General features: G+C 61.9%; 11 protein-coding genes and 1 pseudogene. 9 read left to right on the top strand and 3 right to left on the bottom strand.

Annotated elements, in window-relative coordinates; all coding sequences use genetic code 11:
- Nucleotides 1-102 precede the first annotated feature (102 nt).
- The 3 genes and pseudogenes from E3O11_RS04965 to E3O11_RS04955 all read right to left on the bottom strand — a co-directional run.
- Nucleotides 103-477 (bottom strand): annotated as a pseudogene (locus E3O11_RS04965) (MFS transporter); the annotation flags it as partial.
- Nucleotides 478-652: 175 nt separating this feature from the next.
- Nucleotides 653-1,840 (bottom strand): NAD-dependent formate dehydrogenase, encoded by a 1,188-nt coding sequence (locus E3O11_RS04960; RefSeq protein WP_092449403.1) that lies wholly within the window; start codon nucleotides 1,838-1,840, stop codon nucleotides 653-655.
- 121 nt (nucleotides 1,841-1,961) lie between these two features.
- Entirely contained in the window at nucleotides 1,962-2,945 is a 984-nt protein-coding gene (locus E3O11_RS04955; RefSeq protein WP_092449401.1) for a LysR family transcriptional regulator, read from the bottom strand.
- A 117-nt stretch (nucleotides 2,946-3,062) separates the two neighbouring features.
- Between E3O11_RS04955 and E3O11_RS04950 the strand changes: the two genes are divergently transcribed.
- From E3O11_RS04950 to ygfZ, 9 genes are all read left to right on the top strand, one after another.
- Nucleotides 3,063-3,824: a helix-turn-helix transcriptional regulator gene (locus tag E3O11_RS04950; protein ID WP_092449399.1), complete on the top strand. Its 762-nt coding sequence runs from the start codon at nucleotides 3,063-3,065 to the stop codon at nucleotides 3,822-3,824.
- Entirely contained in the window at nucleotides 3,821-5,200 is a 1,380-nt protein-coding gene (locus tag E3O11_RS04945) for a SufS family cysteine desulfurase (protein WP_092449398.1), read from the top strand. Before E3O11_RS04950 ends, E3O11_RS04945 begins: the two co-directional genes overlap by 4 nt.
- Entirely contained in the window at nucleotides 5,197-5,517 is a 321-nt protein-coding gene (fdxA, locus tag E3O11_RS04940; RefSeq protein WP_092341486.1) for a ferredoxin, read from the top strand. Before E3O11_RS04945 ends, fdxA begins: the two co-directional genes overlap by 4 nt.
- 50 nt (nucleotides 5,518-5,567) lie before the next feature.
- Nucleotides 5,568-7,031, top strand: coding sequence for a Fe-S cluster assembly protein SufB (sufB, locus tag E3O11_RS04935; RefSeq protein WP_092449396.1), 1,464 nt, complete (start codon nucleotides 5,568-5,570; stop codon nucleotides 7,029-7,031).
- Nucleotides 7,031-7,807 carry a Fe-S cluster assembly ATPase SufC gene (gene sufC, locus E3O11_RS04930; RefSeq protein WP_092449394.1) on the top strand — a complete coding sequence of 259 codons (777 nt, stop codon included), beginning with the start codon at nucleotides 7,031-7,033 and terminating at the stop codon, nucleotides 7,805-7,807. The genes sufB and sufC overlap by 1 nt, the downstream gene beginning before the upstream one ends.
- On the top strand, nucleotides 7,804-9,129 hold the full coding sequence (gene sufD / locus E3O11_RS04925; protein WP_198415548.1) for a Fe-S cluster assembly protein SufD: 1,326 nt from the start codon (nucleotides 7,804-7,806) through the stop codon (nucleotides 9,127-9,129). The genes sufC and sufD overlap by 4 nt, the downstream gene beginning before the upstream one ends.
- Nucleotides 9,126-9,626, top strand: coding sequence for a Fe-S cluster assembly sulfur transfer protein SufU (gene sufU / locus E3O11_RS04920; protein WP_092449392.1), 501 nt, complete (start codon nucleotides 9,126-9,128; stop codon nucleotides 9,624-9,626). Before sufD ends, sufU begins: the two co-directional genes overlap by 4 nt.
- Before the next feature lie 3 nt (nucleotides 9,627-9,629).
- On the top strand, nucleotides 9,630-10,181 hold the full coding sequence (gene sufT / locus E3O11_RS04915; RefSeq protein ID WP_092449390.1) for a putative Fe-S cluster assembly protein SufT: 552 nt from the start codon (nucleotides 9,630-9,632) through the stop codon (nucleotides 10,179-10,181).
- Nucleotides 10,182-10,245: 64 nt separating this feature from the next.
- A complete protein-coding gene (ygfZ, locus tag E3O11_RS04910; RefSeq protein ID WP_092449389.1) occupies nucleotides 10,246-11,406 on the top strand; it encodes a CAF17-like 4Fe-4S cluster assembly/insertion protein YgfZ in 1,161 nt (386 codons plus the stop codon).
- Nucleotides 11,407-11,419 lie beyond the last annotated feature (13 nt).

The following is an 11,419-nucleotide window of genomic DNA, read 5'->3' as shown; positions in this document are numbered from 1 at the left end:
CCGCACACACGAGATCAATGAACTCAGTGCGAGTATTCGGCGGAAACAACTTGACCATAAAACGCTCCAATCACTAGAGCGTTGCTACGACCATATGACTTTGCCGCGGCCAATCCCCCCGATAAAGCCGTAACCGAGGTACACGAGCCACAATTGGTGGCTGAAAATGCCCACAGATCCGATCATGAACCCGCCAGACCAGAACAATGCCGCCACGAACATTGCCTTGCGCGGACCGTTCGTGTCGACCCAGGTGCCCATGAAGGCGGCCGACAATCCGAGCATAACTATGGCGATGGAGAAAATCACGCCGATTTGGGTCAGGCTGGCGTCAAAATGCTCCACTAAAGCGGTCTTGTATACGCTGGATGCATACACTTGGCCAATGCATAGGTGCACAGCGAGGGCCGCTGGCGGGATCAACCACCGGTTGAATCCAGGACGAGCAATGGTACGTTCTCGATCGAGCCAGCTCATTGATAACTTCCTTGTTATAGTTGCGACGTTGCGACGTTGCGACGTTGGGGCAGCCGGGGCTGCCTGGTGCGGCTGGGTGACGTGGCGCGGCGTGATGCTGCGGACGTAAGAAGGCCGCCAGCGACAGGGCAGTCACCGCGGCCTTCCCCAGGACTACATCGGTGCTCTCGCTGTCTTACTTACCGCCACTGCCGGGGCTCGACTCACCGCCGGCCGTGTAGGAGGCAGCACCAACGCCAGCAAGTTGACCGCCGTTGACGATGAGATATTCCTCCCGAATAGGTCGATCGGCGAACCAGTCTTCGAGAATCTCCCGGGTACCTGCGGCGTAGCGAGCCTGAGCGGACAGAGTCGACCCGGACACGTGGGGGGTCATGCCGTTGTGCGGCATCGTGCGCCAGGGGTGGTCGGCCGCTGGCGGCTGCGGATACCAGACGTCGCCGGCATATCCAGCGAGTTGCCCGGACTCCAACGCGCGAACGATCGCGTCACGGTCGGTGATCTCGGCTCGGGCCGTGTTCACGATGTAGGAGCCTCGTTTCATTGACGAGATCAGGGCATCGTTGAAGAGGTGATACGTCTCCGGATGCAGCGGTGCATGGATCGATACAACGTCGACGGCCCTCACGAGCGAGGCCGCATCCGGGTGGAAGGTCAGCCCAAGTTCGCGCTCGATTTCGGGGGACAGCCTGTTCTTGTCGGTGTAGTGCAGGCGAACATCAAAGGGTGCGAGTCGGCGCAGAACGGCACGACCGATGCGGCCGGCCGCGATGACACCGACGTTCATTCCTTCGAGGTCATAGGCGCGCTCGACGCTGTCGGATATGTTCCAGCCACCATTGACGACCCACTCGTGCGAGGGAAGGTAGTTGCGAACGAGAGCGAGGACTTGCATGACAGCGTGCTCGGCGACACTGATGCTGTTGCTATAGGTCTCCTCGACCACGGTGATACCGTGGCTGATTGCTGCGTCGAGATCAACGTGATCCGAACCGATGCCGGCCGTGATCGCGAGCTTCAATTTTGGCGCCTTCGCGATCCTTTCTGCGGTCAAATAGGCGGGCCAGAATGGTTGGGAAATCACGATGTCAGCGCTCACGAGCTCGCGTTCGAATACCGAATTCGGACCGTCCTTGTCCGAGGTGACCACCAATTCGTGTCCGGCAGCTTCCAGGAACCTGCGCAGACCGAGTTCGCCGGAAACCGATCCCAGGAGTGCACCGGGGGTGAAGTCGATGGCGGAAGGGCTCGGCAGTGTCTGACCATCTGGGTAGCCATCAAGTACAGGGATGCTGTCGCGTGCGTACTGCGGCGGGTACCCGGTGACGGAATCTGGGTAGAGGACGAGAAGAATCTTGGCCATGTGGACTCTTTCTGTGACGCCGGTTTGGCAGGTGCCCGCCCGGCTGATGCGCTGTACCCAGTGTCTGCCTCACTTTGCTGGCCTGTCCAAGACCAGAAATCGACCGGCCGATAACTGGCGGCTATCGAAGCGTCGGCGCCGTCGGCGCGGTCGTAGCGGAAAAGCCAGCTGAGAGCTCCTGGTTGAAGAGCTCGCCCAGCCTCTGGTCGAACAATTCGCCGAGCGAGAGTTTGGCGGCGACTGCCGCGAAGGCACGGGCAATAACCGAACCGGGCGAGGCCGCACTGATCGCCACGACAACGCGAGCCGTTGCGACGGGATCGACCAGCGGTACGATCCGTGTCCGCGCCGGAGGGGTGATGGTTTGCACCCAGGTGTGCGGGACAATGCTGGCCCACCGGCCTGTCCTCATATGGGCGTGGAGGGACGCGATCGAGTCCGTCTCTACCTGAGGCACCAGCTGCACATGGTTCCGTTCGAACGCTGCGTCGATCACTTGTCTACTGCGCATTTTCGTCGTTAACACGGCAAGTGGTAATCGGGATGCCTGCACCCACGACATGGAGGTGGAAATGTCCGGTATGAGCATTTCAGAGGCAATCAGCACGTAGCGCTCCTCGTAGAGGGGCACGACATCGAGCCCCGGGTCGTCGCTAGCGTCGACGTACGTCACGCCAGCATCCAACTCGAAGTCATGCAATCGGTGTGCGATTTCGGTTGACGACAGGCCCGACTTGATCTGTACCTTGACCAGCGGATGCGCGGCACAGAACGCCGCAACCGGTAGCGCGACCGTTGTCGATGCGCTGGGCACGACGCCAAGACGCAGTACACCGGTCACGCCGGATTTGAGAGCGTGAACCTCCGCCTTGAGCGCGTCACGCTCCGCCACAATCCGTTTGGCCCACATCACCAACAGTTCGCCCTCCGGGGTCAACCCCTCAAAAGCATGACCACGGTTGATCAGTGAGACATTGAGCTCCTGCTCCAGCTTGCTGATTCCCGCGGAAAGGGCGGGCTGGGAAACGTGACAGGCCGCAGCGGCGTGCGCGAAGTGTCGTTCCCGTGCGACAGCGACAAAATATTCCAGTTGGCGAAAAAGCACGCGTTCTCCTTTGATTCGAGGGTAATGACCCAACCGCCTGCTCGACTCTAGTTGCTGCCAGACAGTGGACCGGCGCGTTGACTTGCCAGCCGAGCTGAATTAGGACATGCTTATGTCATGTTAATAGCTCACCGCCGCGGAAGCGCGGGCACAGAAGGGTCGCACCCTGGAGCGAATGGTCTGGAGGAACGCACCTGGGACCGCGTGCGGCAGATGCTCGCGGAGGATGGCCCACTGTCCGCAGCCGATCTGGCCGCGCGCTTGGGACTTACGCCCGCTGCCGTGCGCCGTCACCTCGACCAGCTGGCCGAGGAAGGGGCCGTCGAAGAACACGTGCCCGCTACATCAGGTGGCCGCGGCCGGCCGGCCCGCGCCTATGTCCTCTCCGTGTCCGGTCATGCCGGTCTGGGGGCTGACTACGTTGATGTGGCGACCTCGGCGTTACGCTTTCTCGCCGAACGCGCCGGAGCGGATGCCGTTGGCGAGTTTGCCCGTGAACGCAGCGCACGACTCGAGCGGGGGTATGCCGCACAACTGCCCTCGACCGGCGGAGATGTCCGCGCCCGTGCAGAGGCACTGGCGTCGGTACTGAACGACGAAGGTTTCGCGGCGTCGATCCGGCCGGTCGGAGCTGACCTGCCAGCGAATGGTGTGCAGCTGTGTCAGGGGCACTGCCCTGTTCTGCATGTCGCGGCCGAGTTTCCGGAGTTCTGCGACGCCGAGACCGAGGCATTCTCTCGGCTGCTCGGAGTTCCGGTTCAACGACGCACGACTCTGGCGGGGGGCGCGCACAGCTGCGCGACGTTCATCCCCCTTGACGCTCTGGCCACGACGACCACCTCCGACACGAACAATCGCAACGATGGGACAAATGCATGAGTACCAGTGCAGGACTAATCACGGGAGTGCGTCCGATCACCGGCTCCGAGGCCATCAGTTCTGACGTCGGCGCGAACGCGGCATTCAGTATCGAGGAGTCGGCCGCCATCCGTAGCGACTTCCCGATTCTCTCGCGTCTCGTGCGCGGCGGAAAACCATTGGTGTACCTCGACTCCGGGGCCACGTCACACAAACCGCGCCAGGTACTCGATGCCGAACGCACCTTCTATGAGCAGCACAACTCCGCGGTTCACCGTGGTGCTCATCAGCTGGCCGAGGAAGCCACCGAAGCATTTGAATCGGCGCGCGCGACCGTTGCACGGTTCATCGGCGCACAAACTAAGGAGGTGGTGTTCACCAAGAACGCCACCGAAGCCCTAAATCTCGTGGCGTATTCGTTCAGCAACGCGGCCGCTACCGGGGCCATGGGCGGCGTCGAAGCGGATGTTGCGGCGCGCTTCAAGCTCGGCGTGGGCGACGAGATCGTGATCACCGAGATGGAGCATCATGCCAATCTCATTCCCTGGCAGGAACTTGCCCGGCGCAGCGGCGCTACCCTGCGGTGGATCGGTGTCACCGATGACGGTCGCTTAAACCTGAACGACCTGGAGACGGTCATCACCGACCGTACCAAGGTGGTCGCCTTCACGCATGTGTCCAATGTTTTGGGTACCATCAATCCGGTTTCGGCCATTGTGGCTCGGGCCCGGAAGGTCGGGGCTCTGACCGTGCTCGACGCCAGCCAGTCGGTGCCGCACCTGGGGATCGACGTCGTCGATCTCGACGTCGACTTTCTGGCCTTCAGTGGCCACAAGATGTTCGGCCCCCTCGGGGTCGGCGTGCTCTGGGGCCGCTCTGGCCTCCTGGAAGCCATGCCCCCCTTTCTCACCGGAGGCTCGATGATCCACACCGTGCACATGGAGGGCTCAACCTACGCCGCACCGCCGCAACGTTTCGAGGCGGGTGTCCCGGTGGCCGCGCAGGCCGTCGGCCTGGCTGCGGCCTGTGATTACCTGACCCGGTTGGGGATGCCGCGGGTGAGCGCCCATGAGCAGGCCCTCACCGAAGTCCTGCTGGCCGGCCTGGCCCAACGCCCGTGGATCCGTGTCATCGGACCGGCCGATGGTGCGGACCGTACCGGTGTGGTGTCTTTCGTGGTCGACGGCGTGCACGCGCACGACGTTGGCCAAATCCTCGACGATGCCGGAGTCGCGGTGCGAGTCGGCCACCACTGCGCCTGGCCATTGCACCAGCGTCTGGACGTGGCCGCGACCACGCGAGTGACCTTCGCGGCCTACAACACGGCGGCCGAGATCACCGTGTTGCTCAACGCTCTCGACCAGGTCCCCGCGGTGTTCGGGGTGGAGACACTGTGACCTACGTCATCGCCTTGCCCTGCGTGGACGTCAAGGACAGGGCGTGTATTGATGAATGCCCGGTCGATTGCATTTATGAGGGTGACCGGGCGCTCTACATCCACCCCGATGAGTGCATCGACTGCGGAGCCTGTGAGCCAGTCTGCCCGGTCGAGGCGATCTTCTACGAAGATGACGTGCCGGAGCAGTGGGCCGACTACTACAAGGCCAACGTTGAGTTCTTCGACGACATCGGCTCCCCGGGTGGAGCGGCCAAGGTCGGCCCATACGCCAAGGATCACCCGCTGATCGCGGCACTTCCCTCACAGCGTCGCTGACCGAAACGATCGGGCTGCTCGCAGCCAACAACAACTGACATGGAGACGAAATGAGTGCACCCACAACCTCGACTGGTATCTCTGACGAGGTCCGCGAATTAGCGAACCAGGAATATCAGTATGGATTTGTGACCGATCTGGAAACTGACGTCGCACCCCGCGGGCTGAACGAAGACATCATCCGGCTGATTTCGAGCAAGAAAAATGAGCCGGATTGGCTGTTGGAATGGCGGCTCCGTGCCTACCGGCACTGGACCACGCTCACGGCACCGACCTGGCAGCACGTCACCTATGGGCCGGTCGACTACCAGGACATCATTTACTACGCCGCTCCCAAGCCGAAAAAACGCGTGGAGAGCATGGACGAGGTCGACCCGGAGCTGCGGGAGATGTTTGACAAGCTCGGCATTTCGCTCGGTGAGCAGGAGCGTCTCAGTGGCGTGGCGGTCGACGCGATCGTCGATTCGGTCTCGGTTGCGACGACGTTCAAAGACAAGTTGGCCGAGGTTGGAGTGATCTTCTGCTCCTTCTCGGAAGCCGTTCAGGAGCATCCGGATCTGGTGCGTCAGTACCTCGGCTCCGTGGTTCCGTACAACGACAACTTCTTCGCCTGCCTGAACGCGGCGGTGTTCACCGACGGTTCGTTCTGTTACATCCCCAAGGGCGTGCGCTGCCCGATGGAGCTGTCCACCTACTTCCGCATCAACGCCGCCGACACCGGCCAGTTCGAGCGAACCCTGATCATTGCCGAAGAGGGCGCTTATGTCAGCTACCTCGAGGGCTGCACGGCGCCTGTTCGTGATACGAACCAGCTGCACGCCGCCGTGGTTGAGCTGGTGGCACTGGACGATGCCCAGATCAAGTACTCGACGGTGCAGAACTGGTATCCCGGAGATGCCGACGGCAAGGGCGGCGTGTACAACTTCGTCACCAAACGGGGCATGGCTTCCGGCCGCAACGCAAAGATTTCCTGGACCCAGGTGGAAACCGGCTCCTCGATCACCTGGAAGTACCCCGGTGTGGTTCTTAAGGGTGACAACTCGGTCGGCGAGTTCTACTCGGTGGCATTGACGGCCAGACGTCAGCAAGCGGATACCGGCAGCAAGATGGTGCACATCGGCAAGAACACCAAGAGCACCATCATCTCGAAGGCTATTTCAGCCGGTCACGGGCAGAACACCTACCGCGGTCTGGTGGACATGCGACATTCGGCCGTCGGAGCCCGCAACTTCACCCAGTGCGATTCGCTGTTGATCGGCAAAGACAGCGGTGCCCACACGCTTCCATACATCGAGGTGAAGAACCAGACCGGGCAGGTTGAGCACGAGGCATCGACCTCCAAAATCGGCGAGGAACAACTCCTGTACTGCCGGCAGAGGGGTATCCCGGAAGAAGAGGCGGTGTCGATGATTGTGAACGGTTTCTGCCGTGAAGTCTTCAAGATGCTGCCCATGGAATTCGCCGTTGAGGCGCAAAAACTGTTAACCGTAAGCCTGGAAGGAAGCGTTGGCTAATGCTGAAAATCGAAGAACTGCACGCCAGTATCGAGGACAAAGAAATATTGCGAGGGGTGAACCTGCAACTGAAGCCGGGTGAGGTGCACGCGATCATGGGCCCGAACGGTTCGGGAAAAAGCACCTTGGCCAGTGTATTGATCGGCCGCGAGGGGTACCAGGTCTCTGGCAGCGTCACGTATGAGGGTCAGGACCTGCTGACCTTGTCACCGGAAGAGCGCGCTGCCGCCGGTGTATTCCTGGCCTTCCAACATCCGGTTGAGATTCCCGGCGTCGGAAACATGTACTTCATGCGCACCGCCTTGAACTCCCTGCGCCGCCAGCGTGGAGAAGAAGAACTGGATCCGGTGGACTTTCTGGCGCTGGCTCAGGAGAAGATGAAGCTCGTTGAGATGGACCAGACCTTCATGAATCGCTCGGTCAACGAAGGATTCTCCGGCGGTGAAAAGAAACGCAACGAGATCCTGCAAATGGCGATCCTGGAACCCAAACTCGCGATTTTGGATGAGACCGACTCCGGTTTGGACATCGACGCTCTGAGGGTGGTCGCCAGCGGGGTGAACGCACTCCGGAGCGAAGGCCGCAGCATGCTCGTCATCACGCACCACCAGCGCCTTTTGGACTACATCGTGCCCGACCAGGTGCACGTGATGACCGCCGGCCGGATCGTGCGTTCCGGGGGCAAGGACCTGGCCGTCGAGCTCGAAGCGCATGGCTACACCGGTACGCAGGAAGCTGACGCAGATCGATTGAGCACGGCCGGGATATTGCGATGACCGTTCTGAGCGCGGCCAGCGGAGTGCTCGCTGGCTTCGAACCTCGGCTCGGCGCGCGTGATCCCGCCTGGCTCGCCGAGGCGCGGGTAGCCGCCCTCCAGTGGGTGGGTGAGCACGGCTTCCCGACCCACAAGGATGAGGACTGGAAATACACCGGGTTGGCCCCGATCCTCGCCGTACCGTTCGATGCCGCCACCGTGGCATCCGGCAGCCGGGTGACGGCAGAAATGATCGACGAGGCAGCGGTCGATCTCGGTGGTCCACGGTTGGTCTTCGTCAACGGCCATTTCTCGTCCGAATTCTCGCGAGTGACCGGGGTGCCGGCCGGTGCAGTCGTCACGACCCTGGCCGCGGTGCTGGCAGCCGGGCCTGATCGCCTCGAACCCTTTTTTGCGCATGCACCGGGAGTGCGTCACGCCTTCGCAGCGTTCAATGACGCTCTGGCCGAGGATGGCGCATTCATTCATCTTCCCAGCGGCACCATCGTGGACGAGCCGATTCAGCTGGTCTACTTCTCCGACACCGGTGGAGTCCCGCTGATATCCAGTCCACGTTCGGTGATAATCGCCGATTCTGACTCTCGTGCCACGATCGTCGAGACCTACGCCGGGATCGATTCCGACGTGTATTGCACCAACGCCGTCACCGAACTCCTCCTCGCCGAAGACGCCCACATTGAGCACTACAAGGTGCAAAACGAGCCGACGAGTGCTTTCCATGTGGCGCTGCTGTCCGTGCGGCAAGGGCGGGGCAGCCGATTCTCTTCCCGTTCCATCATGCTCGGCGCCAGCATCGCCCGGCACGAGGTGCGAGTTCAACTGGATGGCGTCGGCGCCGAGGTCAGCCTCGACGGCGTCTACCTGCCCCAGGGCGATCAACTCCACGACAACACGATCTTCGTCGATCACGCCGCGACCGACTGCACCAGCCACCAGCTGTATAAGGGAGTGTTGGACGGCCGGGCACACGGTGTGTTCAACGGTCACATTATGGTTCGTCATGGCGCTGACGGTACCGATGCGAACCAGAAGAACAAGAACTTACTGCTCTCCGACCGCGCCGAAGTCGACACCAGGCCCCGGCTGGAAATCTATACCGATGATGTGAAGTGCACGCACGGTGCTGCGGTGGGCCAAATGGATGAGGAGGCTCTGCTCTATCTTCAGACGCGTGCCATCCCGCTGGAAGCGGCCAGGGGCCTGCTCATCTACGCGTTTGTACACGAAATGGTGGACCGGATTGAGTTGGATCTACTGCGCGCCCAGTTGGAACGCGTGGTCGCCACCCGGTTCGGGAGTGACGCCACTGTGGTCGCTCCATGACGGCCGGCCCAGGGATCGCTTCGTTCAGTGCGGGAATCGAGGGTCTTTACCAGGAAATGGTCATCGACCATGGCCGCCGGCCACGGAATTTTCGTACAATCGACCGCGCGACGTGCTCGATCGAGGCCGTTAACCCGCTATGCGGCGATCAGTTAACTCTCGCCATTCAACTCACCGACGGCGTCATCGCCGACGTTGCCTTCACGGGGAGCGGATGCACCATTTCCCAGGCATCCGCTTCGCTGATGACCATGGCCGTCAAGGGTATGGCAGAGGAGGAAGCCCTGACGCTGTTCGCTCGCGTGCACACCATGCTCACCAGCGAATCCGAGGGGGAAGCGGCATTGGCCGAGGTGGGCAAGCTCGCGGTGCTCTCTGGCGTATGGGAGTACCCGACCCGGGTCAAGTGCGCCTCCCTGGCCTGGCAGGCGTTGCGCAGCGCGCTGGAAGGTGACGACCGCGCCGATGGCAGCCGTGTCGTCGGAACGGAGAAGTAGCCGATGGACTCAGGCCAATACAAGATCGTTGAACTCGAACACAGCTGCCAGGCGACGGTAATCCCGGGCGGGCAGCCGATGCTGCTTCAGGCCGGCGAGCAGGTTGTCATAACGCAAACCCTCGGTGCGAGCGTCACCGTCCAAACCTCAATGGGCTACCTCGTTCGGATCAGTGCCGAAGACTCGGCCGCGCTCGGCCTGAGCCGGCTGGTCGCCGAAACCGTGACCATGAATGACGGTCCGTTCGACCTGGACCAGGTGCTCGATGCGCTCAAGAACGTGTTCGACCCGGAAATCCCGATCAATGTTGTCGATCTGGGGCTGATCTACCTGTGCGAGGCGGAGCCGCTGCCCGATGGCACCCACCGGGTCGAAGTCAACATGTCAATGACCGCTCCGGGCTGCGGCATGGGCGATGTGCTCAAAGAGGATGCCCGCACCGCAATTCAGGCGGTTCCGGGCGTCGGCGAGATCGATATCGAACTGGTCTGGGACCCACCGTGGGGCCAGGACCGGATGTCGGAAGCAGCTCGGCTCCAACTCGGAATGTACTAACCAGGCACGACAATATCGGGCAGTTGATGGCGCCCAATGGAGACAGATGAATTCAACGCAGGGAATGCTCGCTCCGCAGATCTCCGTCGGGAACGCGCCGGTCGCGTTCAACGAATTTCTGAACCGGCCCGGCGCTGTCGGTGCCGACCAGGCGGTCGATGCCGGAGTGGCTGCCCACTATGGGGACCCCCTCGACGAGCAGCGCGCACTGGCTGCAGGAACCGCGATCGTGGACCTCTCACACCGGGCTGTGATTACCATCAGCGGTCCCGATCGCCTCAGCTGGATAAATTCATTGACCAGCCAGAGTGTCGCCGGTTTGGCGCCGGGCGAATCCTCGGAGACCCTTCTACTCAATATGACCGGGCGGATCGACTATGCCGTGCGCCTGTTTGATGACGGAACCGATCTGTGGCTGCTGATGGAGCGAAACGAAGTAGCAGGGCTGCTCACATGGTTGGGCAGCATGCAATTCGCGCTGCGGGTAGAACTGATGGATCGTTCCATCGAATTCGCGACCATCGGAACCCTCGGCCAGCCGACGCTTCCGGTTACGGCCCCTCATGGGCTTCCCGTGGTCTGGCGGGACCGGTGGATGAGCGTTGGCCCGGGTGGATTTCAGTACGCGAAGGCTACCAGGCATCCGGCGGCGGGCTGGACCTACAGCGAGGTATTGGTGCCGCGAAGCGCCCTGGCAGGGATCGTCGCCTCCGATATTCCTGTCGCTGGACTTGACGCCCTCGAGGCCTTGCGCATAGCAGCCTGGCGGCCACATTTTTCCTCGGAGGTTGACGAAAAGACGATTCCCCATGAACTTGATTGGTTGCGCACAGCCGTGCACCTGAACAAGGGCGGTTATCGCGGCCAGCAGACGGTGGCCAAGGTGCACAACATCGGGCATCCCCCGCGCCGGCTCGTGATGCTCTACCCGGAAGATGCGCACAGTGCTGATAAACACAGTGTGCGGCCCGCGCGCGGCGACGAAGTTGTGGCACCGAACAAAGACGGTGCGGACCAGATCGTCGGGCGGGTGACTTCGGTTGCCCGGCATTTCGAATTGGGTACGGTCGCGCTCGCGGTCATCAAACGCGGCACCGATCCAACGGCCGAACTTTTGGTGCGAACGGCCGGCTGCGATATTCCGGCCAGGCAGGTCGTGATCGTCCCGCCGGACGCGGGCGCCGCAGCCACCGTAACCGTTTCTCGGCTGCCGCGCCGGGGGTAACGAACCTGAAGAT

Source organism: Cryobacterium levicorallinum (assembly GCF_004402405.1).
Taxonomy (GTDB): Bacteria; Actinomycetota; Actinomycetes; order Actinomycetales; family Microbacteriaceae; genus Cryobacterium; species Cryobacterium levicorallinum.
The sequence above is the reverse complement of the archived record's forward strand: the minus strand, read 5'-3'. Positions and strand labels throughout refer to the sequence as shown.